The 22,147-nt window shown below is 66.2% G+C and carries 26 protein-coding genes; 13 read left to right on the top strand and 13 right to left on the bottom strand.

Translation table 11 applies throughout. The annotated features are described in order from the left end of the window. The 7 genes from A5906_RS08305 to A5906_RS08335 form a co-directional block, all read right to left on the bottom strand. On the bottom strand, nucleotides 1-618 hold a 618-nt coding region (locus tag A5906_RS08305), incomplete at its 3' end, for a hypothetical protein (protein ID WP_080135226.1). Between the two features lie 65 nt (nucleotides 619-683). Then, the gene (locus A5906_RS08310; RefSeq protein ID WP_080134731.1) at nucleotides 684-1,556 is read right to left on the bottom strand and encodes a shikimate dehydrogenase; all 873 of its coding nucleotides are present in this window, start codon (nucleotides 1,554-1,556) and stop codon (nucleotides 684-686) included. Between the two features lie 99 nt (nucleotides 1,557-1,655). Beyond that, the gene (locus tag A5906_RS08315; RefSeq protein WP_080134732.1) at nucleotides 1,656-3,398 is read right to left on the bottom strand and encodes a SulP family inorganic anion transporter; all 1,743 of its coding nucleotides are present in this window, start codon (nucleotides 3,396-3,398) and stop codon (nucleotides 1,656-1,658) included. Between the two features lie 112 nt (nucleotides 3,399-3,510). Then, on the bottom strand, nucleotides 3,511-3,783 hold the full coding sequence (locus A5906_RS08320; protein ID WP_080134733.1) for a helix-turn-helix domain-containing protein: 273 nt from the start codon (nucleotides 3,781-3,783) through the stop codon (nucleotides 3,511-3,513). A 360-nt stretch (nucleotides 3,784-4,143) separates the two neighbouring features. After that, nucleotides 4,144-6,192, bottom strand: coding sequence for an elongation factor G (locus A5906_RS08325; RefSeq protein WP_080134734.1), 2,049 nt, complete (start codon nucleotides 6,190-6,192; stop codon nucleotides 4,144-4,146). 155 nt (nucleotides 6,193-6,347) lie between these two features. Beyond that, nucleotides 6,348-6,830 carry a DUF992 domain-containing protein gene (locus A5906_RS08330; protein ID WP_080134735.1) on the bottom strand — a complete coding sequence of 161 codons (483 nt, stop codon included), beginning with the start codon at nucleotides 6,828-6,830 and terminating at the stop codon, nucleotides 6,348-6,350. A 290-nt stretch (nucleotides 6,831-7,120) separates the two neighbouring features. Beyond that, nucleotides 7,121-8,323, bottom strand: a complete 1,203-nt coding sequence (locus tag A5906_RS08335; protein WP_080135227.1) for a pyridoxal phosphate-dependent aminotransferase — start codon at nucleotides 8,321-8,323, stop codon at nucleotides 7,121-7,123. Between the two features lie 535 nt (nucleotides 8,324-8,858). Here A5906_RS08335 and A5906_RS08340 point away from each other — a divergent pair. From A5906_RS08340 to A5906_RS08355, 6 genes are all read left to right on the top strand, one after another. After that, the gene (locus A5906_RS08340) at nucleotides 8,859-9,509 is read left to right on the top strand and encodes a glutathione S-transferase family protein (RefSeq protein ID WP_080134736.1); all 651 of its coding nucleotides are present in this window, start codon (nucleotides 8,859-8,861) and stop codon (nucleotides 9,507-9,509) included. Between the two features lie 158 nt (nucleotides 9,510-9,667). Continuing rightward, nucleotides 9,668-9,844 (top strand): hypothetical protein, encoded by a 177-nt coding sequence (locus tag A5906_RS42915; protein ID WP_007596747.1) that lies wholly within the window; start codon nucleotides 9,668-9,670, stop codon nucleotides 9,842-9,844. Between the two features lie 73 nt (nucleotides 9,845-9,917). Then, complete coding sequence (locus tag A5906_RS41200; protein ID WP_136615062.1) at nucleotides 9,918-10,076, top strand: hypothetical protein; 159 nt, start codon at nucleotides 9,918-9,920, stop codon at nucleotides 10,074-10,076. Nucleotides 10,077-10,204: 128 nt separating this feature from the next. Then, nucleotides 10,205-11,011, top strand: a complete 807-nt coding sequence (locus A5906_RS08345; protein WP_080134737.1) for a PAS-domain containing protein — start codon at nucleotides 10,205-10,207, stop codon at nucleotides 11,009-11,011. Between the two features lie 71 nt (nucleotides 11,012-11,082). Then, nucleotides 11,083-11,538 carry a GNAT family N-acetyltransferase gene (locus A5906_RS08350; RefSeq protein ID WP_080134738.1) on the top strand — a complete coding sequence of 152 codons (456 nt, stop codon included), beginning with the start codon at nucleotides 11,083-11,085 and terminating at the stop codon, nucleotides 11,536-11,538. 253 nt (nucleotides 11,539-11,791) lie between these two features. Next, nucleotides 11,792-12,733: an aldo/keto reductase gene (locus tag A5906_RS08355; RefSeq protein WP_080134739.1), complete on the top strand. Its 942-nt coding sequence runs from the start codon at nucleotides 11,792-11,794 to the stop codon at nucleotides 12,731-12,733. Between the two features lie 13 nt (nucleotides 12,734-12,746). On the opposite strand, the gene hmuQ is transcribed toward A5906_RS08355, so the two are convergent. The 3 genes from hmuQ to A5906_RS08370 all read right to left on the bottom strand — a co-directional run bounded on the left by hmuQ (nucleotide 12,747) and on the right by A5906_RS08370 (nucleotide 16,003). Continuing rightward, on the bottom strand, nucleotides 12,747-13,070 hold the full coding sequence (gene hmuQ / locus A5906_RS08360) for a heme-degrading protein HmuQ (RefSeq protein ID WP_080134740.1): 324 nt from the start codon (nucleotides 13,068-13,070) through the stop codon (nucleotides 12,747-12,749). Between the two features lie 150 nt (nucleotides 13,071-13,220). After that, nucleotides 13,221-14,438, bottom strand: coding sequence for a DUF1501 domain-containing protein (locus tag A5906_RS08365; protein WP_080135228.1), 1,218 nt, complete (start codon nucleotides 14,436-14,438; stop codon nucleotides 13,221-13,223). Between the two features lie 2 nt (nucleotides 14,439-14,440). Then, on the bottom strand, nucleotides 14,441-16,003 hold the full coding sequence (locus A5906_RS08370; protein WP_080135229.1) for a DUF1800 domain-containing protein: 1,563 nt from the start codon (nucleotides 16,001-16,003) through the stop codon (nucleotides 14,441-14,443). A gap of 112 nt (nucleotides 16,004-16,115) precedes the next feature. On the opposite strand from A5906_RS08370, the gene A5906_RS44120 reads away from it, so the two are divergent. Beyond that, complete coding sequence (locus A5906_RS44120) at nucleotides 16,116-16,331, top strand: cysteine-rich CWC family protein (protein WP_080134741.1); 216 nt, start codon at nucleotides 16,116-16,118, stop codon at nucleotides 16,329-16,331. Between the two features lie 49 nt (nucleotides 16,332-16,380). Here A5906_RS44120 and A5906_RS08380 read toward each other — a convergent pair whose 3' ends face one another. After that, a complete protein-coding gene (locus A5906_RS08380; RefSeq protein WP_080134742.1) occupies nucleotides 16,381-17,076 on the bottom strand; it encodes a glutathione S-transferase family protein in 696 nt (231 codons plus the stop codon). A gap of 194 nt (nucleotides 17,077-17,270) precedes the next feature. Here A5906_RS08380 and A5906_RS08385 point away from each other — a divergent pair, with 194 nt between their 5' ends. Then, nucleotides 17,271-18,386 (top strand): MBL fold metallo-hydrolase, encoded by a 1,116-nt coding sequence (locus A5906_RS08385; protein ID WP_080134743.1) that lies wholly within the window; start codon nucleotides 17,271-17,273, stop codon nucleotides 18,384-18,386. Then, nucleotides 18,386-18,991 (top strand): SCO family protein, encoded by a 606-nt coding sequence (locus A5906_RS08390; protein WP_080134744.1) that lies wholly within the window; start codon nucleotides 18,386-18,388, stop codon nucleotides 18,989-18,991. Before A5906_RS08385 ends, A5906_RS08390 begins: the two co-directional genes overlap by 1 nt. 21 nt (nucleotides 18,992-19,012) lie before the next feature. Here the strand turns inward: A5906_RS08390 and A5906_RS08395 are convergent, their stop codons facing one another. Then, nucleotides 19,013-19,243: a hypothetical protein gene (locus tag A5906_RS08395; protein ID WP_018648319.1), complete on the bottom strand. Its 231-nt coding sequence runs from the start codon at nucleotides 19,241-19,243 to the stop codon at nucleotides 19,013-19,015. After that, a complete protein-coding gene (locus A5906_RS08400; protein WP_080134745.1) occupies nucleotides 19,240-20,019 on the bottom strand; it encodes a sulfite exporter TauE/SafE family protein in 780 nt (259 codons plus the stop codon). The genes A5906_RS08395 and A5906_RS08400 overlap by 4 nt, the downstream gene beginning before the upstream one ends. 320 nt (nucleotides 20,020-20,339) lie before the next feature. Here A5906_RS08400 and A5906_RS08405 point away from each other — a divergent pair, with 320 nt between their 5' ends. The 4 genes from A5906_RS08405 to A5906_RS44125 all read left to right on the top strand — a co-directional run. After that, nucleotides 20,340-21,257, top strand: coding sequence for a LysR substrate-binding domain-containing protein (locus A5906_RS08405; protein ID WP_080135230.1), 918 nt, complete (start codon nucleotides 20,340-20,342; stop codon nucleotides 21,255-21,257). 113 nt (nucleotides 21,258-21,370) lie between these two features. Beyond that, nucleotides 21,371-21,595: a hypothetical protein gene (locus A5906_RS08410; protein ID WP_080134746.1), complete on the top strand. Its 225-nt coding sequence runs from the start codon at nucleotides 21,371-21,373 to the stop codon at nucleotides 21,593-21,595. Nucleotides 21,596-21,639: 44 nt separating this feature from the next. After that, nucleotides 21,640-21,873, top strand: coding sequence for a hypothetical protein (locus A5906_RS08415; protein WP_080134747.1), 234 nt, complete (start codon nucleotides 21,640-21,642; stop codon nucleotides 21,871-21,873). 92 nt (nucleotides 21,874-21,965) lie between these two features. Beyond that, the coding region (locus tag A5906_RS44125) for a hypothetical protein (protein WP_245326642.1) at nucleotides 21,966-22,147 on the top strand (182 nt) is incomplete at its 3' end.

A 22,147-nucleotide genomic window follows, 5' to 3' on the forward strand; every position in this document is an offset into this window, starting at 1 on the left:
CGGGGTCAGGCCGTCGCGGCCGACGCTGACGCGGTTGGTCTCGAACGAGCCGTCCGGCAGCTGCTTCATGAAGGCGATCACCTTGGCGCCGGGCTTCAGCTCGCCCTTGTCACCGGGCACGAAGGTCACCACCGGCGTGTTGTCGGGGACGAATACCTTCTTCTCGCCATCCTTGTACTTGACCAGCAGCGTGTGGCCGTCATTGCCGACAACGCTCTCCGACACCGTGGCGTTGGTCATGCTCGAATTCGGCTTCAGATCGTAGGGTCGCGAGCCCTCGCCGGTGCCGCGCATGTTCTCCGGAAACACATGGACCTCGACGGCGTTGTTGCCGCCATCGGGTCCCGGCACCGTGGTGGCGCCGACGAAGGAGCCGACCTTGATGTCGGCGAGTGAAATTTTTGTAACTCCCGAGACGCTGACGTCGGGGGCGATACGCAGCTTGACGTCCTCGCCGCTGCGCGACTTGACCTGCATGGTGTCGCCGCTGACGCTCTCGATGGTGCCGCGCACGCGCGTCGGCACCGGCGACCTCTGCGCAAAGGCTGAGAGGCTCGAGACGGCCACCATCGCAACGGCGATTAGCGGGCGAATGAAAGTTGTACGTTGAATAGTCATGACGGTCTCCGATTGTCCCACGGGGGTAGAACTCCGGAGGTGGTGTGCTATTCGCCGTTACCCTCTCAAGTCTTTGTGAGATCGGCCTCGACCAGCGCGCGCAGCTCGGCCGTGACTTGCGGCCTGCGGCCGAACCACAGCTCGAACCCGCGCACCGCCTGGTGCAGCAGCATGCCGAGCCCGTCGGCGGTCTTGAGGCCCCGCGCCTGTGCTGCGGCCAGCATCGGCGTCACCAGCGGAACGTAGACGAGATCGGCGACCACGGCGTCTTGCGGCAGGCGCGAGACGTCGACGTCGAGCGAGGGCTGGCGGTGCATGCCGAGCGAGGTCGTGTTCGCGAGAAGCGCTGCGCGCGGCAGCACGTCGCCGATCGCGTCCCATCCCACCGGATGCACATCCGGCCCGAACTCTCGTGCAAGCGTCTCGGCCCGCGCCATGGTGCGGTTGGCGAGATGGATGCGCTTGACGCCGCGCTCGCGCAGGCCGAACACGACCGCGCGGGAGGAGCCGCCCGCCCCCAGCACCAGCGCCTCTTCCGCCTTGTCCCAGCCGGGTGCACTGGCGTCGAGATTGCCGATGAATCCCTCGACGTCGGTGTTGGTCGAGCGCAGCTCGCCGTCCTCGAACCACAGCGTGTTGGCGGCGCCCACCGCCTTCGCCCGCGCGTCGGGCGAAGACAACGCGAGAACGGCCTCCTTGTGCGGGATGGTGACGTTGGCGCCGACAAAGCCGCGCAGCGACAGCCGCAGCACGAAGTCTCTGAGATCCTCGGGCGGAACCGCCTCGATGACGTAGCCACCTTCGATGCCGAGCGTTCGCAGCCAGAAATGATGAATCAGCGGCGAGCGCGAATGCGCGGCCGGCCATCCGATCAGACAGGCTGCGGGAGCCTTGGTCACGGTCGTCCTTCCCCTTAAGTCGTTTCCGTGACGATCCATTTCGCGTCCCGTGGGCGCTGTCAAGCGCGTGGGAGCCGCACCGTGACGCCTCGGCAGGCGTCGATCAAACCGCCCGGCGCAAGACGAGCGTACGCGCCGTCAGCCCGCCGCAGTCTCGTCGGCCACTCGGCTCTTGATGTCAGCGACGGCGCGCTCGAGGGTCGTGCGATAGCGCGCGCGCGGCGGCGTCACGCCATGGGTGAGCAGCGCGCGGCGGACCGTGGGCGAGGCGCCGGTGATGAACAGGCGGATACCCTGGCGATGGGCCTTGGCGGCGACCCGCCCGAGCACGTTCGCCGCCGTCGAGTCCAGGAACGGCACCGCGGCGAAATCGACCACGAAGGCCTTGCGCTTGTCGGCAATGCCGTCGAGCACGCCGCCGATCGCCGAGGCGGCGCCGAAGAAGAACGCGCCGGTGATGCGATAGACCAGCACGTCGCGATCGACGGCGAGGGCGGGATCATAGGGCACGCGATCGCCGTTGCCGTCGTCGGGCCGGTCAGCGGCGACCAGCGGCGAACGCTCCTCGATGCCGGTCATCTCCGCCATGCGATGGATGAACAGCACCGCACCGAGCGCGAAGCCGACCAGGATGCCTTCGGTGAGGTCGCGGAAGATCGTCAGCAGGAAGGTCGCGAGCAGCACCACGGCGTCGCCCCAGGACGAGCGCAGCAGCGTCGCGAATTCATGTTTCTCCGCCATGGTCCAGGCCACCACGACCAGCACCGAGGCGAGCGCGGCGAGCGGGATGTAGCTGGCGAGGGGCGCAGCGACGAGCATGAACAGCAGCAGGAAGATCGAATGCAGCATGCCCGCCAGGGGCCCGCGCGCGCCGGCGCGGATGTTGGTGGCGGTGCGCGCGATCAGGCCGGTGACGCAGATGCCGCCGAACAGCGCCGAGCCGATATTGGCCGCGCCTTGCGCCACCAGCTCGCAATTGGAGCGATGACGACGCCCGGTCATGCCGTCGGCCACCACCGCGGACAGCAGCGATTCGATGGCGGCCAGCAGCGCGAACGCGATCGCGTCCGGCAGCACTGCCCTCGCCTTCTCCAGCGAGAACGCGGGAAGCGCCGGCGACGGCAATTCGCGCGGAATGCCGCCGAAGCGCGAGCCGATGGTCTCGACCGGCAGCGAGAACACCGCGCAGACGACGGCCGCGAACGCGACCGCGATCAGGATACCGGGCCAGGACGGCCGCCAGACCCGCAATGCCGCGATGATGGCAATGCTGACGATCGCGACCGCGACGGCCGACGGATTGACGGTATGCAGGCCGCCCGCGAGCGCGACGAGCTTCGGCACGAACTCGCTGGGCTCCTTGCCGGCGAGCGTGATGCCGCCGAGATCGCGAAGCTGGCTCGCAAAGATGATCACGGCGATGCCGGCGGTGAAGCCGACCGTCACCGGATAGGGAATGAACTTGATGTAGGTGCCGACGCGCAGGAGGCCCGCGGCGATCAGGAACGCGCCCGCCATCATGGTCGCGAGGATCACGCCGTCGACGCCGTGCCGCTCCGCGGTCACCGCGACCAGGACGATGAAGGCGCCCGCAGGGCCGCCGATCTGGAACCGGCTGCCGCCGAGCAGCGACACGATGAAACCGCCGACGACGGCGGTGTAGAGGCCGCGGTCGGGCGTCACGCCCGAGGCGATCGCGATCGCCATCGACAGCGGCAGCGCGACGATCGCAACCGTGAGGCCCGCGAACACGTCGGCGCGAAAGTCCGCGACGCCGTAACCTTCACGCCAGACGGTGACGAGTTTTGGCAGATAGAGTTCGGTGAAGGTCGGCCGGCGAAGCTGGTGCAGCCGGCCCGCTTGATCGCCCGTGATGCTCATCTCAGCAAAATGCTCCGCTGCCCCACAACGCTCCGAAGCATCGTGCGGCCCGCGTTGCCGAGGTGCGACGATGCCTAGCCCATCCTGATCCCGGGCACGATCAACCTTGCGATCATGCTCCGACGCGGCGCGGCGACCCCGGCTCCTTGAGGCGCACGCCCCGCCCGCCGCTGTCGCTGCGCGCCTGCTCGCCGATCAATTCGACGCCGGCCCGGTCGAACGCCTCGACCACCTTGATCAGGGTCTCGACCACGCCGCGCACGTTGCCCGTCGAGGCCTCCATCCGCTGGATGGTCGGCAACGACACGCCGGCGAGCTCGGCCAGGGTTTTCTGGTCGATGCCGAGCAACGCGCGGGCTGCCCGCATCTGGAACGAGGTGATCACCTTGGCCTCACGTATCAGGGATTATAAGTGATATCTAGAACATATACAATGATGTAAAATACATCATCTGGCGGCGGACGCAAGGGCTAACCTCTCCCTGTTCTTCCGCGCGGAGAGCTTCTGCGAATCCTCTCGTCGGCTTGAAGCAACTCGGCATCCCCGTCGTCATTGCGAGCGCAGCGAAGCAATCCAGAATCCCTCCGCGAAGAACGTCTGGATTGCTTCGCTGCGCTCGCAATGACGGAGAGGCTGCGCGCGTCCCACGTTCACCGCACGCGTGGACACAGCCCCACATCCTCTCCCCGCAAGAACGGAGAGGATGTGTGAGAGCGCGCGCCCCTCACTGCGCGAGAGACAGACTCACGCCGCGTGCTGATGCGCGGCGATGATCTGGTCGGCGGCACGGCCGGTGACTTCGGCCATATGGTCGAACGTGCGGGTGAAGCTGCCGGCGCCGGCGGTGGCCGAACGCAGCTCGACGATGAGCTCGCCGATCTCCGCTTCCGGCATCATGGCGCGGACGCAGTCCCAGCCGCTCCAGCCGTCGCGGGTGTCGAAGCCGAGGATCTGGCCGCGCCGCGCCGACAGGATCGCGTTGATCTTGGCGGTGGCATCGGTCGGACAGACGATCTCGACCACGTGGATCGGCTCCAGCAACACCGGCTGGCATTGCGGCAGGCCTTCGTTGAGCCCGACCCGCGCCGCCGTACGGAAGGCGAGATCGGAGCTGTCGACGCTGTGATAGGAGCCGTCGGTCAGCGTCACCTGCACGTCGGTGACGGGGAAGCCGAGCGGTCCGCGCGTGAGCCCGTCGACGACGCCTTCCTCCACCGCCGGGATGTAGTTGCGCGGCACCGCGCCGCCGACCACCTTCTCGGCGAACTTGAAGCCGTCGCCGCGCGGCAGCGGCTTGATGTCGAGCACGACATCACCGAACTGGCCGTGACCGCCGGACTGCTTCTTGTGTCGGCCGCGCTGGGTGATCGGCTTGCGGATGGTCTCCTGATAGCCGATCGCGGGCGGATGCGAGGTGACCTTGACGCCGAAGCGGTCGCGCAGGCGCTCGCTGGCGACGCGCAGGTGCATCTCGCCCTGGCCCCACAGCACGGTGTCGTGGGTCTTGGGATTCTGCACGATCAGGAGCGAGGGATCCTCCTCGTGCAGCCGCGTCAGCGCCTGGCCGAGCTTGACGTCGTCCTTGCGGTCGGTGGCCGCGACCGAGATCGCGAGCACGGCCGATGTCGGCTCCACGGCAACCAGCGCCGCCGGCTGCGTCTTGCCGCTCGAGACCATGTCGCCTGTCTTGACCGGATCGAGCTTGGCGAGCGCCACGGTGTCGCCAGCTTCCGCCGAGGCACGTTTGGTGTCGTAGGCGCCGTTGACGGCGAGGATGCCGGAGATGCGCCCCGCACCTCCCGAGGAGGATTGCAGCGTGGCGCCGTCGTCGAGATGGCCGGCGACGAGACGCGTCAGCGACAGCTTTCCGCCGTGCTGCGAATGCAGCGTCTTGAAGACGTAGCCGAGCGCGTCCTTGCTCTCGGGCGCACCGAGACGTTTTGCGGTCTCGGCGATGCCGGGCGCCTCGTGGCGCAGCGCTTTCATCAGGCGCAGCACGCCGTTTTCGCGCGCGGCCGCACCGATCAGCACCGGGCAGATCAGCCCTTCGCGCAGTTCGCGGGCGAGATCGTCGAACACGGCATCGCGGGGGGGCTGGATATCCTCCAGCAGCTGCTCCATCAGCGCATCGTCATGATCGGCAAGCTTCTCGAGCATCGAGAAGCGGGCCTCCTTCTCGCGGTCGAGATCGCCGCCTTCGAGCGCGATCACCTCGGAGGCTTTGTGCTCGCGGTAGATGAAGGCGCGCTCCAGCGCGAGATCGACGAAGCCCTCGATCAGTTCGCCCTTCCAGATCGGGATCTGACGCAGCACAAGCGGCACGCGCGAGGCGGGCTGCAGCATCGCGAGGGTCTCGCGGATGCGCTGATTGGCGCGATCAATCTTGTTGAGGAACAGGAAACGCGGAATCTTCAGTTCCTCCAGCTCGCGCAGGATGATCTGAAGTTGCGGCAGCTTTTTCTCGTCGGCCTCGCAGACCACGATTGCGGCATCGACCGCGGGCAGCGCGGCGCGCATGTCGTGGGCGAACTCGACGGAACCGGGACAATCCAGGAAGGTGTAGCTGTCGCCCATGAAACTCGTGGTGGCGGCAGTGAGGCCGACGGTCATCTTGTGATGACGGGCCTCGGGGGAGGCGTCGCCGACGGAAGTTCCGGCGTCAACGCTGCCGGCGCGCGGGATTGCGCCCGTTCGCGCCAATATTGCTTCAAGAAGGGTGGTTTTACCGCTTTGGAAAGGGCCCACCAGCGCAATGCACCGTGGACCTCGGGGACTTCTGACGTCTTGTCCCATTTCGCCGCCTCCTCTGGATGGAGCTCGGCCCATGATTGGGTCGGCAAACGCAGATGGTCTGCCGGTCCCTCAGATTTGGCAAGCATCAAACGTCGCTGCGGTGCGTCGTCCGTAAAATCGCGCCGTTTCGCGTGGCGCGATCACACGCAAAAGTGTCAACGCCCCGGACGGAGTTCCAGGCTTTCGAGGCCGGCGGCGACATTGAGGCCGACCTGACCCTGCACGCTGAGCGGCTGGAGCGCGATCGAGTTGTTGGAGCCGCCGACCAGCACATTGCCGCCGAGCCCGACGCCGATCGAGGCGCTGCCCTGCGCACCGGCGTAGTTGCCGGTGAGATCGCCGGGGCCGAGCCGGTCGACCGGCGCGAACACGCCCCAGGCGAGCGTGGTTTCCTGAGTGATGCCGATGTCGAGGCCGACCTTCCGGATCGTCGCGACGTAGCGGTCCTCAGGCAGACCGTCGGCGCGCAGAACGCAGCCGAGATTGGTCACCGATCCCACGATGAAGCCGACGCTGGCGCCACCGCGGCATTCGAGCACGCCGACCCGGACCATCCGCTGCTGCTGCGCGTCACTGCTGGCGACAGAGGCAACGAGGCTGGCAGCGGCGAGCCCGGCGAAGATGAACGAACGGCGCATGAATATCTCCGGCGATGAGTGTGATGCGAGCAGGAAGGACGCGGCACACGCCGCGCGATGGTCTATGCCACAAGAGACGTGGGGGTGCCAGATCGCGCGCGACGAATTGGTGCGCCGTCTTCCCTTCTCCCCTTGTGGGAGAAGGTGGCGCGAAGCGCCGGATGAGGGTTGTCTTCGCGAATTGAACTGGCAGAGGACGCGCGGAGAGAACCCCTCACCCGTCTCGCCGCTTCGCGGCGATCCACCCTCTCCCACAAGGGGAGAGGGTGACATCGCATGTCACGACAGGCTTACCGCAGATTGCCGCAGAAGCGCTGGATGCGCTTGCAGGCGTCTTCGAGGTCCGAGGTCTTGGTCGCGTAGGAGATCCGGAAGGCCGGGCCGAGGCCGAAGGCCGAGCCCTGCACCACGGCGACGCCTTCGGTCTCCAGGAGTTCGGTGACGAACTGCTCGTCGTTCGCGATCACGTTGCCCGACGGCGCCTTCTTGCCGATCGTGCCGGCGCAGGACGGATAGACGTAGAACGCCCCTTCCGGGCGCGGACACTCGATGCCGTTCGCCTGGTTGAGCATGGAGACGACGAGGTCGCGGCGCTCCTTGAACACCTTGTTGTTGGCGGGGATGAAGTCCTGCGGACCGTTCAGCGCTTCCACCGAGGCCCACTGCGCGATCGAGCAGGGGTTGGAGGTCGACTGCGACTGGATGGTCGACATTGCCTTGATGAGGTGGGCGGGGCCACCGGCATAGCCGATGCGCCAGCCGGTCATGCAATAGGCCTTCGACACGCCGTTCACCGTGAGCGTTCGGTCGTAGAGACCGGGCTCGACCTGCGCGACCGTGGTGAACTGGAAGTCGTCATAGACGAGGTGCTCGTACATGTCGTCGGTCATCACCCAGACATGCGGATGCCTGACCAGCACGTCGGTGAGCGCCTTCAGCTCGGCACGGGTATAGGCCGCGCCGGTCGGGTTCGACGGCGAGCACAGGATCACCCATTTGGTCTTCGGCGTGATCGCGCGCTCGAGCGCCTCGGCGCCGAGCTTGAAGCCGGTCGCGGCGGTGCAGACCACCGGCACCGGCTCGCCGCCGGCGAGCGCCACCATTTCAGGATAGCTGACCCAGTAGGGTGCGGGGATGATCACCTCGTCGCCCGGATTGATGGTCGCCATCAGCGCGTTGTAGAGCACCTGCTTGCCGCCGGTGCCGACGATGATCTGGTTCGGCTTGTAGACGACGCCGTTCTCGCGCTGAAACTTCGCGATGATGGCTTCCTTCAGCTCGGGGATGCCGTCGACCGCGGTGTACTTGGTCTTGCCGGCCTCGATGGCGTGGATCGCCGCGAGCTTGATGTTGGCGGGCGTGTCGAAGTCGGGCTCGCCGGCACCGAGGCCGATGACGTTGCGGCCCGCCGCTTTCAGCGCGCGTGCTTTATCCGTGACCGCGATGGTCGCGGACGGCTTCACACGGTCGAGCGCAGCGGCAAGGAAGGACATCGTCATCTCCTGACAAGCGTCGTGAACCCTCTGGCCTCACGACTCCGATTGTGGGAATGGAGCCACCCTAAAACGTGTGCCGCTGCACCGCAAGAAACTTCGGCCCGATCCCGCAAAAGTTTACGAATTCCGCCGCTTCGAGTCGCGCTTTCCCGCAATTTTCCGTAACTTTGCCGCGCAAACCCCTCATATCCGGCAAGGCTTGTCCTCGGAGCAATTTCGGGCCGCTCGGGCGCCGAGAACCGACCGCGAGGCTGACGTTTCGAGGACGCGCGACGCTCGTCAACGCCCGGCCTGATCACAGGCCATCAACGTCTCACACGATGCAAGGCGCAATGCGCCTACGCGTTGACGCAAGCGTGATCTCATTTGCAGCGCTGCGCGAAAATGATCTTCCGCAGCGCTGCAGTGCGGTAGGGTTTTCGAGTTTTTCTATTGGCCGGCTCTTGCGGCGGATTCGCATCGGCATCATTGTTTAGCCGCGTTGCGGGGCAACAAGTCCGCACCTTCCCGTCCCAGGTTCAGAACTCCCAGAATGTACAAGCTCTATTCGATGCAACGCTCGGGCAACAGCTACAAGGTCCGCCTTGCACTGGCGCTGTTGAACCTGCCCTACGAAGCGGTCGAGGTGGACATTCTGCGTGGCGAGAGCCGCACGCCGGACTTCCTGTCCAAGAACCCCTCCGGCCAGGTGCCGCTGCTCGAGGTCGAAGGGGACCGCTATCTCGCCGAGTCCAACGCCATCCTCTGGTACGTCGCCGTCGGCACGCCGCTCGCGCCGGAGAACCGCATCGACCGCGCCGAGGCGCTGCAATGGATGTTCTTCGAGCAGCACGCGCTCGAGCCGAATATCGGCGCCGCCTATTTCTGGCTGTCGCTGGTCAAGGGCGGCCGCGACCTCCAGACCCACGCGCTGGAGGACTGGATGGAGCGCGGCTATGGCGCGCTCCAGGTGATGGAGAACCACCTCAAGACCAATTCCTATTTCGCCGCCCGCCAGCTCACGGTCGCCGATATCGCGCTGTACGGCTACACCCACCTCGCCGACCGCTGCGACTTCGATCTCCAGGCCTTCCCGGCGATCCGGGACTGGCTCAAGCGCGTCGAGGCCGCCCCCGGCTTCGTGTCGATGGACTGGCGTCCGGCTGACATCGACGACCCGGCCAGCATCGCCGCCAGCGCCTGACGGCGCCCGTCCCTGCCTTGGGGAATAGCGGGTATAAAGGTAATATTTGCCGCAATCCGGCCATTTTCAGCGCGACAACCGCCGCAATATTGCCGGTTGCAACTGGGAAATTCTGGAAAGTCGCGGGTGATTCGCTCGCACGTTGAAGGATTTAGACCATGATTCGGGCGTCCGGCACGGCAGGCTTTCAGGGCCAACCCGCTACCGTTTCGTCTTCCCGGCTGACCAATGCGGTCGCGGCCTCGCTTGCCGTCGCCGCGCTCTCGCTGTGCCTGATCGTCACCCTGACAGTGCTGTCGACCAAGGCGACCATGGCGATGGGTCTGCCGGTCTGATTCCCGTTTCATCCTGGACCTGCCTTCAAGGTGCCGCGCGGCCCGCGCTGACCGGCATCGCGACGGGACGTCGATGAAATCACCTGTGGTCATCGTTGCAATCACCCTGACCGCGGCCATCCTGGTCGCGGCGTCGCTGTTGATCTTCACCGGCATGCGCAAGAGCTCGGGCACCTCGACGCTGAACGCGCCGGCGCAGCAGCAGCGCGTCAGGCACGCGCATTTGGTCTAAAATCATCCGAAAGCTTGGCGCGCCGTCGCAAGCCGCCATTAAGCCCTCCGCACGATTTCCTACCGCTCCGGCGCAACAATCGGTCAGTGTTGCGGCGTTCCCTCGTTCAGGGAGGAACGAGACAGGCCATGCGGTCCGGATGGCGTGCGATATGCGGTCCCATGCTGACGGTAGCGATCACGCTGCTGGCGATCCTGCTCGATCGCTCCGTCCACATTCCTTCGCCTGCGCCACTGTTCGTCTGTGTCGTCGCGCTGGCCGGCGCGCTGGCGGGGTTCGCCTCCGCCATGACCAGCGCCGCCCTCGCAGTCGCCGGCGCGGCATTGTTCTTCGCCGGCCATCGCGCCGTGCCGCTCCATGCCAGCGCCGATCTGGTCGGCCTCCTCGCGGTGACGGCCTTCGGCACCGCAGGCATCACCGGCCTGATGCGCGAGCGGCTGCTCGCCGCCTTCGCCACCGAGCGTCAGAGCCATGCCACCGCCGCGCGGCTGTCGGCCGCGCTCGACCAGGTCGACATCGGCATCGTGCTGCTCGATTCCGAGACGCGCGCCGAATTCATCAACCGCGCCTTCCGCGACTATTTTGCGGTGCCGGACGAGGTCGCCGACGGCAAGCCGCCCTTCATCGCGCTGATGTATCACAGCCGCGACACCGGCGCGTTCGAATTGCCGGAGGACGAGCTCGGCACTTTCATCGCACAGCGCATGGAGATGGTGCGGATCGGCGATGCGACGCCGATCAACATCAAATTGCGCAATGGCGAGGTGCTGCGCTTCGTCTGTGCCGCGCTGCCCGACGGCGGGCGCATGCTGAGCTACACGCCGGTGACCGACCTCGTGCGCCACACCGACGCGCCGGCGCGAGCCGATTACTACCGCTCGCTGCGCGATCCCGCGAACCGCAAGCTGATCCGGTATCTGCGCCTGGCGGAGTAGAGCGGCGGACGATTGATCGACGCGCCCTTCATCACGTATGAAGGAGGCTTCATCGATCGTGGAATTCTCTCATGTCGCTCACCATTCGCGCCGTCACCAGGCAGGACTACGATCAGTGGCTGCCGCTGTGGGACGGCTACAACGCCTTCTACGGCCGCTCCGGCCAGACCGCGCTTGCACCAGAGATCACGAAGATGACGTGGCAGCGCTTCTTCGATGCCTATGAGCCGGTGCATGCGCTGGTCGCCGAAAGCGACGGCAAGCTGCTCGGGCTGACCCACTATCTGTTCCATCGCAGCACCACTGCGATCGAGCCGTCCTGCTATCTGCAGGACCTGTTCACGCTGGAGGCCGCGCGTGGCAAGGGCGTCGCCTCGGCGCTGATCTACGGCGTGTACGAGCGGGCGAAACTGGCGGGATCGCCGCGGGTCTACTGGCAGACACATGAGACCAACCTGACGGCGCAAAGCCTGTACGACAAGGTCGCGGAACGGTCCGGCTTCATCGTCTATCGCAAGCTGTTCTGATCCACGCGCACAGCCTGTGGATAACTCGGCCTGTCACCGGCACGTTACACACCGGGATTAGGCTGCACCTGCGTCTGATCAGGCCCCCCGTCACCGATCAAGCGCCCCAAAGCGGTCCCCGTCAGTCGCCGCGTCTGACTGGGGCCGCATTTTTTTTATCCGCGCTGCCGGCATGGCAGCAGCGCGGCGGGCAGCTTGCTGCTTCGGCGCATGGTGGTCAGATATCCATCGCCCATCTCCGACAGGATCTTTCATGGAAATTCGCAATCTCGGCGCCTCCGGCCTTCGCGTGTCCGCGGTCGGACTCGGCTGCAACAATTTCGGCCAGCGCACCGACCTCGAGACCTCGCGCAAGGTGATCCATCGCGCGCTCGACCTCGGCATCACGCTGTTCGACACCGCCGACATCTATTCGAACATGGGCGGCTCGGAGACCGTGCTCGGCACCGTGCTGGGCGACCGCCGCAAGGACATCGTGCTGGCGACGAAATACGCCAAGCCAATGGCCGAGGACGGCACCAGGCAGGGCGCCTCGCGCCGCTATATCATGGAGGCTGTGGAGGCGAGCCTGAAGCGGCTGAAGACCGATTACATCGATCTCTATCAGCAGCACGATTACGACCCGCTGACGCCGATCGAGGAAAGCCTGCGCGCGCTGGACGATCTCGTTCGCCAGGGCAAGGTCCGCTACATCGGCAATTCGAACTTCCCGGCCTGGCGGATCGCGGAAGCGGAATACGTCGCGCGCGCGATGAATGTCAGCCGCTTCGTCTCCTGCCAGGACGAATATTCCCTGCTGGTGCGCGACATCGAGAAGGACCTTCTGCCGGCGGCGACGGAATACAAGCTCGGCCTATTGCCGTTCTTCCCGCTCGCGAGCGGCCTGTTGACCGGCAAATACCGGAAGGGCGAGACCGCGCCCAGCGACACCCGCTTCGGCAAGGTGCCGCGGCTGCGCGACCGCTACGTCACGCCGCGCAACGAGGACATCGTCGAGAAACTCCAGGCCTTTGCGAAAGCGCGCGGCCATTCGATGCTGGAGCTGGCCTTCTCCTGGCTCGCCGCGCGCCCGCAAGTCTCGAGCGTGATCGCGGGCGCGACCCGCGTCGAGCAGATCGAGGAGAACGTCAAGGCGATCGCCTGGAAGCTCAGCGCTGACGAGATGACCGAGATCGACGGGATCACGCTGGGCTGATTTTCGCGGCGCGCTATTTGGCGCCGCGGCCCACCGTCTGCATCACCTCAAAGCCCTCGAACTGGGGATGGCCGAGATACAGCGGCTTGTTGTCGCCGGCCCGGTGATGCGCGGCGCGAAACGCCTCCGACTTGGTCCAGGCTTCGAACGCGGCATGGTTCGCCCACACCGTGTGCGAGGCGTACAGCGTGTGGTCCTCGGCTTCCGGCCCGCGCAGCAGATGGAATTCGACGAAGCCCGGCACCTTGTCCAGATGCGTGTCGCGGGTGAGCCAGACCTGCTCGAAGGCGGACTCGGAACCCTTGGCGACGCGGAAGCGGTTCATGGCGATGTACATGGATGATGTCTCCTGGTGTTCGGCTCATCATGTTGTCATTCCGGGACGCGTCGCAAGACGCGGGCCCGGAATCCATTTTGCGGCGGAATCGCCGACAGACGGATTCCGGGCTCGCGCTGACGCAGGCCCCGGAACGACCGGGTTTGTGGATTAAGCCACCAGTCCCTTCATCGGGCGCGCGCTCGCACTGTCCGGAAACACCGTTTCCGCCAGCACGCGGTCGGACAGGCCGAACTGGTCCTGCAGCACGCCCTTGATGACGGAGCGCAGATCCGTGGTAGGCTTGAGGTCGCGGGACTCGAAGAGATTGGCGAGCTTCAGGCCCGGCCAATCCGAGATGACGCGGCCGCCTTTCACGGCGCCGCCGGCCAGCAGCGCGATGGTGCCGGTGCCGTGATCGGTGCCGTCGGTGCCGTTGATGCGCGCGGTGCGGCCGAATTCGGTGGCGACGACGACGATGGTATCGCCCCAGCGCTCGCCGAGGCCGCTCTCGAATTCCGCGAGCGCGCCATCGAGACCGCCGAGCAGGAAAGCCAAACGTCCGACTGGCCCACCCTCATTGGCATGCGTGTCCCAGCCGTCGAAGGCGAGCGCGGCGATGCGCGGACCGTCGTCAGCCGCCATCAGCTTTGCCGCGCCACGCGCCACTTGCCGCATCTGCGCAACCTGATTGCCGCCCTTCGGCTTCATGTCGTCGCCGCTCGCGACCTTGTCGAGCTGGAGGCCTTGCGACAAGGCCGTCGCCAGCGCGGGATCCCTGTGACGATAGAGATCGACCAGCCGCATCGCGGTGTCGTCGTCGGCCTGCGGCAGCGCGACCGGCGCCCAGCCGACCGTCGGCGCATTGCCGCGCAGCACCAGCGGCGTGGTCGGCCCGACCGCAAGGCCGCTCGACACGCGCTCGCCGCGCGGCAGCGCCTCCAGCGCCCGGTTGAGCCAGCCGGACTGCACCCGGCCCGGACCGGCATAGCCGCTTTCGAGCACGTCCTGGCCATCGAAATGCGAGCGGTCGCGATAGGGTGTCGCCACCGCATGAATCACCGCGGCATGCCTGTCGCGATACATGCGCGCGAACTCCGGCATCGACGGATGCAGCGCGAAGAAGCTGTCGAGCATGATCGCGGGATGCGCGCCATCGGCCGTGAGCGCGATCGATCCGTGCAGGCCGGCATAATCGGGATCGCCGAGCGGCGCGACGGTCGAGAGCCCGTCGAGCGCGCCGCGCAGGATCACGACGATCAGCCGGGGATCGCGCCCGTCGGCGGCGCGCGCGAATTTCGGCAGGTAAGCCCACGCCGCGAAGGAGGCGCCGCCGAGCAGAACGCCGCGGCGCGAGGTGAGGAGCCGGTTCTCGACGCAGTCGATCATCATCATCTCCTCTGCATTTCCGGCGACATCAGCAATAGCGCCAGCGCCTGCTGGCGCGACTCCGCGCGCTCGATGGTGCGGCGCGTTTCGATCGAGGCTGCGTCCGCAGCGGCGAACTCCAGGAGATCGAGCGGATCGATGTTGTTGCCGAGCCGTGCGCCCAGCTGCGCGGCGATGTCGAGCCTGAGCTTCATGCCTTCGGGCGCGGCCCAGGCCGCGCTCGTATCCGGGAAACCGTTGGGGCCGGCTGGCGACCACAAGGGCTGGCCGAGCAGATTGAGACTGTTCAGATAGGCGCCGGGATCCTCCGGCACGCGCGCGAGCAGCCGGCCGCTTGCGACCAGGAAGTCGTAAGGGCTGCGCATCTTGGTGAGCGGCGCCTTCCACGCCTCGTCGGAATCGACCAGCGCCGTCGCAAACGCCTTGAGATCGCCGTCGGTCCTGACGAAGACGTCGCGCAGCCGCGCAACGAGCGCCGGCGGCGGGTCGTCGGCGACGAAGTGACGGACGAATTTGGTCGCGATGAAATTCGCGGTCGAGGGATGGCGGGCGATATCGGCGAGCGCGGCCTCGCCCTGCGCCAGGCCCGTCGGCTCATAGGTCTTGCCGAGCAGCATCTGCGGGCCGGGCTGGTGCGCATTGGTGTTGAACACGAAGGAGCCAGGTGTGCCGAGCTGCCCCTGCCGGCCGGCAAAGGTCCAGCCGGTGATGATGCGCGCGAGCGAGGTGACGTCCTCCTGCGTGTAGCCGCCGCCGACGCCGAGCGTATGCAGCTCCATGATCTCGCGCGCGAGATTTTCGTTCAGTCCACGCTTGCGGTTCTGCCCGGCGCGCGAATCCGGACCGAGCGATTGCTGGTTGTCGAGGAAGAACAGCATCGCCGGATGCTGCTCGACCGCCTTGAGCATGTCGGCGAAGCGCCCGAGCACGTGCGGGCGGATTGCCTCGCGCTCGAACGCGCCGGCCCAGATCCGCGCCAGCTCGCCCTTGCTCGCGGAGATGCAAAAATGATTGGACCAGAACACGACGAGGCGCTCGGTGAAGCCGCACTCGACCAGCGTCGCGCGCTGCAGGCGCGCCAGCGCCTCGGCGCGAAAGGTCTTCTGGATCACATTGAGCGGCTGCGGCGCGGGCTTTGCGGCCGGCGGCGCCGCCGCGCTGGGCTGCATGGTCTCAGGCTTCGCCGGCGCCTCGGCCGGCTTCGCGTCCGCCATCTGGCCGGCGATCTCGCTTGCGGCCGTGTTCAGCGAGAGATTGCGGCGCAAAGCGGGCTTCTGGTCGTTTGGCGCTTGCGGCGGTGACGCCTCGGGCGGCGTGCCAGCCTTCGCGGCCGCCTCGCGCGCCTGCTTGACCTGATCCTGATAGGCGAACACGGCCTGGCCGAGCTGCGGCGTCGATTGCAGGCCCGGCGCCTCCAGCAGCACTCCGTCGGCACGGGCCAGTTCCGCCTTCACGAAACCGCGGGGATCGGAGGCCGCATTGATGAGATCGCCGGACGCCCCGCCACGGGCACCAAAGCCGAAGCGGTTGAGTGCAACAAGGGCGGCTTGCGAATCGCGGGCCATCATTTGTCCTTCGCGCCCTGCCAACCGCTTTCGGAGTCCATGCGCGACGCATAATATACCGCAGCAACAGATGAACCCGACATGAAAATGACGGCGCAGCTTTTGGGCAATCATGACAATTCCGAAAGAAACTCCCTCCGATTGTCCTTTGCCGGAACCGCGCCGCCTCATCTGCTCCCGCTGCGGCACGGAGTTCGGCTGCGATCTCTCGGGCAAGTGCTGGTGCGCGGAGGAGACCGCAAAGCTGCCGATGCCGGTGAGGGGCGAGGATTGTCTTTGCCGGGAGTGCTTGCGGAAGGCAGCGGCGGAGGTTAGCGCTGCTGGTTAGATGCGAGACGACGGCTACATCTTCAGTGTCGCCCCGGCGAAGGCCTGCCCTACACCGCGTACCCCGGCGATGTCCGCGCCATGCCGTCGAACGCATCGAGCAGTTTGTCGCGCCAGGCATAGACCGGATCATCCGCCTCCAGCAGCCTGAACGGGCTGACCACACGCGCCCATTGGAAGCCGCCGAACACGATGTAGTCGGCGTAGTTCGGCGCAGCTCCGCCGATGAAGGGCTGCTTCTTCAATGTCTGCCGCATCACCTCCAGTGATTTGCGGAACGCGACCACGGCCGTATCGCGGTTCGCCATGATCTCCTCCAGGCTCCTGCCAAAACGCGCCTCGCGCGACTTTCGGAAATAGGCGGCGTCGACCTCGGCGAGGCTGTTCGGGATGTCGGCGATAATCAGCGGAAAGATGCCGCCGACGATGGCGATGTCACCGAAGGTGTTGATCATGCGCGCCATGGCGCGGCCGCCCTCACCGCCGAACAGCGACGGGCGGTCCGGGAAATTGTCCTCGAGGTAGTTCGCGATGGTCCAGGAATCGACGACCGGCTTGTCGTGATGCAGCAGCACCGGGACCTTCTCCGAGCCGTGCGGCGCGATCGCGTTCTTCTCGGTGAAGCGCCAGGGCAGCGTCTCCGCCGACAGGCCCTTGTGCGCCAGCGCCATCCGCGTGCGCCAGCAATACGGGCTGAACGGACGTGCGGGATCGATACCGACGAGCTCGTAGAGTTTGAGTGACATGGTTTGGTCCCGTTGCTGCGATGGACGAAGGAGGGCCAGGATGCAGTTGCATAAATTTCCTAACATCCTACCGGCCTGTCAATCACCGAGCCGCTCGCGCTTGGCAAGACGGACGCGGGGACGTGCCGCGACGTGTTGAGCCGCGCCCGGATCGGTCCTAAGCTCGGGCATTTCAAGGATCGGGAGGTACTGCAATGACCAGGACCATTCCACGGCGCGATTTCCTTCTGGGCTCGGCAGCGCTCGCCGGAGCTGCGGCCACGAACGCCTTCACCTGTGTGGAGATCGCGAGCGCTGCGCCGATCGCTGTTCCGACCGTCGACAAGCTTTCGATCCGCGTTCTCGTGGATTCGAGCTTCGACCTGTTCTTCCGTCCCAAGCAGATCAACGGCGTCTCGATCGCGCCGGCCTTGCGCGGCGGCGATTTCCGCAAATCGCTGCACAATGAATGGGGCCTGTCGCTCTGGCTGGAATCCGAAGGCGGCGGCAACCAGCGCACGCTGATGCTGGACTACGGCTACACGCCCGAGGTGCTGCTCAACAACATGGCGCTGATCGGCGTCGATCCAGCCAAGCTCAACGCACTGATCGTCAGTCACGGCCATTACGATCATTTCGGCGGCCTGAACGGCTTCCTCGACAAGTTCCGCGACAAGCTGCCCGCCGACCTCAAGCTCTATGCGGGCGGCGAGGATAATTTCTGCCATCGCGTCACCCCGACGCCGACGCAGGGGCAGTTCGCCGATTTCGGCACCCTCGATCGCCGGCAGCTCGCCGCGCAGAAAGTAACGACCGTGCTGTGCGAAACGCCGACCGTGATCGCGGACCATGCTTTCACCACCGGAAAGATCGCCCGGCGCAGCGGTGAGCGCGTGCTGCCGAACACCTTCGTCGAGTTCGGCATCAAGGACGGGCTGGGCTGCAACGTCGGCCACTATTTGCCCGCCGAGATGGAGGGCAAGATCGTGCCGGACGAGCACATCCACGAGCACGCCACCTGCTTCAACGTGCGGGATCTCGGTCTCGTCGTGATCTCGTCCTGCGGCCATGTCGGCATCGTCAATTCGGTGAAGCAGGCGCAGGAAGTATCGGGCATCCAGAAGGTGCACGCCATCGTCGGCGGCTTCCATCTCGGCCCGGCGCCGCGGGACTACCTCACGCAGGTCGTGAGCGAGATCAAGGCGCTCGACCCCGACGTCGTGGTGCCCATGCATTGCAGCGGGCTCAACTTCGCACAGGAAGCCAATGCCCAGATGGAGGGCAAGGTGGTGGTGACGACGACGGGCAGCCGCCTCACCTTCGGGCTGTGATGCGAGGCGCCCGTGCCTGGCTGTGTGTGATGCTGGCGCTCGCCTGCGCGGGCGCGGCGCAGGCGCGCTCGGCCGCCGAGACCATGGACATCCTGATGTGGAATCGGGAGCCGGTCGGCGGACCGTTCGAGCTGATCGACCAGACCGGCACGCCTCGCAGCGACCGCGACTTCCTCGGACGACTGATGCTGATCTATTTCGGCTTCACCTATTGCCCCGACGTGTGCCCGACCGACCTAATGGCGATCGGACAGGCGCTCGAGCAGCTCGGGCCGGACGCTGACGCGGTCCAGCCGGTCTTCATCACGCTCGATCCCGAACGCGACACGGTCGCGCATCTTGCCGAATATGTGCCGCTGTTTCATCCACGGCTGCTCGGGCTCACCGGCAGCCCCGCCGCGATCGAGGCGGCGGCAGAGGCCTACAAGGTCTATTTTGCCAAGGTCTCGATCGGCAAGGAGGCCGGCGACTACACCGTCGACCACACCTCCTTCATCTACCTGATGGACCGTGACGGAAAATATCTCGGCTTCTTTCCGCCGGGCACCTCGGCCGAGCGCATGGTCGAGATCATCCGGCCACGGCTTGCGCCGCCTTCCCGGTAGAGCAGGCTGGATGTGACGGGCTCACCGCCCGTTGGTGCGCAGCAGCCTCTCGCCGCCTTCCGTCACCGCGATGACCAGCCCGACGCCGGGCAACGTCTCCCGCGCGACGTAGCCGCGGTCGGCGGCGTCTTCCCAGATGGTGAGACGCGGGCACGAGGTCTTCCAGGTCGAAATCACCTCGGCATAGGCGCGCGGCTCGCGCGCAACCCATTCGACGAAGTCCAGCACCAGCGGATCGGCGGTCTCGCTCATTGCAAACCTCCCTTGTCGAAAGCGGCCAGCACGGGCGTGCGAACCAGCAGCCAGCCGCCATGGGCGATATAGTAGCAGGCAATGGTGGTGATCAGCTTGTTCGACCAGGCGATGAACTGCTGGTCGGTCATGGCTTCGAGAATGCGCCGTGCCATCGTGGTGCCGAGCATCGAGGCTGCGATGGCAACGCCGGCGAGCACGGGATCGAGGCTTGCCGCCTGGTCGATGATGCCGCCGAAATAGACCAGCTTGGTGAAGTGGCTGACGACCTGGCACATCGCCTTGGTTGCCACCTTCTCGCGCCGGCCGGAATCGCCGCCGAGGAAGAAGGTGTCGAGCAGCGGCCCCGACACGCCGGTCATCAGCATCAGGCCCATGCAGATCGTGCCATAGACCGTGCCCTGCCAGAGCCTGTCGGGGTCCGGCTTGATGTTCGCGGGCAACAGCCGCGCCATGAACGGGGTGACGCCGAGCAGCAGCAGTGCCGTCGGCTTGTCCGGCACGTAGCGGGTGATCGACCAGGCGGCGAGCGCGATGGCAGCGCCGACCATATAGTTCGCGACCGGCCGCCAGCGGATATGTGCCCGCCACAGGAACGCGCGCCAGCCGTTCGAGGCCATCTGCGTGATCGCATGCAGCACCATCGCAGTCGGCAACGGCATCAGGGCCAGCAACACGCCGATCAGGATCAGCCCGCCCGCCATGCCGAACAGCCCTGAGAGGAACGCGGTGGCGACCATCAGCAATCCAAGGGCAGCGATCATGATGGGCGTCACGAGGGAAATCTCCGTAGCAAGTGAGGGACGCAAACTGCTCGCACTCCCTCGCCCCGCTTGCGGGGAGAGGGTGGGGTGAGGGGGAGTCTCCACGGGGACGGCGAGAGTGGAGACTCGCGGAGAGTCCCCCTCACCCGGAATTTGCTTGTGCAAATTCCGGCCTCTCCCGGCGAGCGGGGAGAGGCGAAGGCTGCGGCACCTCCCGGTAAATCAACTTGGAATTACTCTCATTCTTGTGCCTCGCTTGCTCCCTCTTCGCAAACTGAGTTATCTTGCCCTGGCATCAGCTTTCCTGAGGGTATTGCATAAGGGTCTTGCATTTGCGGCGGCTGCTGTTTCTCAACGGCATCAAGGCATTCGAGGCGGCGGCGCGGACCGGCAGCTTTGCTGCGGCCGGGCTCGAGCTCAGCGTATCGGCGGCTGCCGTCAGCCGCATGGTGCATCTCTTGGAGGAGCGGCTCGGCGTCGCGCTGTTCGAGCGCAAGGCCAACAGGCTGGTGCTGACGCAGGCCGGCCGCGCCTATCAGGGCGGGCTGACCCCGATCTTCGATGCGCTGGCAAGCCTCACCGCGCAGGTGACGGCGCCCTCCAGCGTGCGCGTGCTGACCATCGGCGTCGGCCACACCTTTGCGATGCGCTGGCTGATCCCGCGGCTGTCGGAGTTTCGCAACGAGGAGCCCGACATCGAGGTGCGCTTCACCACCGGCGGCGCACTGGTGCCGTTCGGCGAGGACTGGACTTGCGGCATCAAGCTCGGCACCGGCGACTGGCCCGGTCTGGTCGCCGAGCCGCTGTTTGCAGGCGACCTCACGCCGGTCTGCGTGCCCCGCCTCGCCAGCGGCCTGAAGCGGCCAGCCGACCTCAAGGGCCCCAGCCTGATCCGCGTTGCGCATTCGGCCGAGGACTGGCCGATCTGGCTGAAGGCCGCAAACCTGCCGCGCATCAACGCGCGCGGACCCGAGTTCCAGTTCTACGGCCAGGCGCTGCAGGCCGCCGCCGACGGGCTCGGCATCGCCATGGGCATCCGGCCCTATATCGACGACGATCTCGCAGCCGGGCGGCTGGTCGCTCCGTTCGACCTCTCGGTGCCCAAGGGCATGCGCTGGTACCTGCTCTATCGCAGCTTCCAGACCGAGCAGCGCGACTTCGCCGCGTTCCGCCGCTGGATCATGCGCGCAGCATCGGAGCCCGCGGCCCGCCCCGTGCGGCGGGCCGGCCGCAGTTCCGCGCGGAACTGACGCTGTTCAGGCAAAAAAGCCGGCCCCTTGTGAACGGCTTCACATCCCAAAATCCGCAAACGTGGTCCCCTGACCCTCCAACAAGACACTTACGGATCACTTGGGGACTACCAATGACCACCCTCTACGACGGCTTTGACATCGAATCCTTCGAAGCTGGCAAGGGACTGTGGCACGCCCGCATCCGGCGCGCCGATTTCAGCCCGGTTGCCATCGACGGCGTGCTGTTTCCGGCCATGGAAGTCGGCTTCGCCTGGCCCGACCCGGACGCCGCGATCGCCGACGCCAAGCACCATATCGATCGCTTCCGCCGGCGGGCCGACCGCGACGACGAATAGGACCAGCAACTCCCTACAGCGCGGCGCAGCACGAGGAACCGGTGATGTCGTCTATCGAGATCGAAGAGACCCAGCCGCTGGCCCGATCCTACGCCCGATCGGTGCTGTCGAAATGCCCGGAATGCGACGGCGAGCTCACGGTGCTTCGTGTGATCGGCGGCCGCGCCGGATGCGAGTACTGGACCATGCGCTGCACCGATTGCGGCGGCATCCATCTCGACATCCTGGAGCAGCGCCAGGCTGCTGAGGACGACGACGGACCGCTGCCGGCGGCGTGAGCGGGGCGCTGCTGCCAACCTGCTGTCAGCAGCCTGCGCATGGCGGGTCATTCGCCCTTTATTGGGGGGCGGACTCGTCCCATATTCGCCTCATGGCGAAGAAACCTGCTCCCCCGAAATCCCCCAAATCCAAGGCCCCGAACTCGAAAGCACATCGGCCCGACGTGCAGCCGATCGGGCCGGCGCTGGCCGAATTGCTCAATCCCGCGATCAATCGCGGCGATGCCGGGCTTGGCTCGGGCACCGGGCTGCAGCCGCCGCCGGACAATTCGCG

The organism is Bradyrhizobium sacchari (assembly GCF_002068095.1).
GTDB classification, from domain to species: Bacteria; Pseudomonadota; Alphaproteobacteria; order Rhizobiales; family Xanthobacteraceae; genus Bradyrhizobium; species Bradyrhizobium sacchari.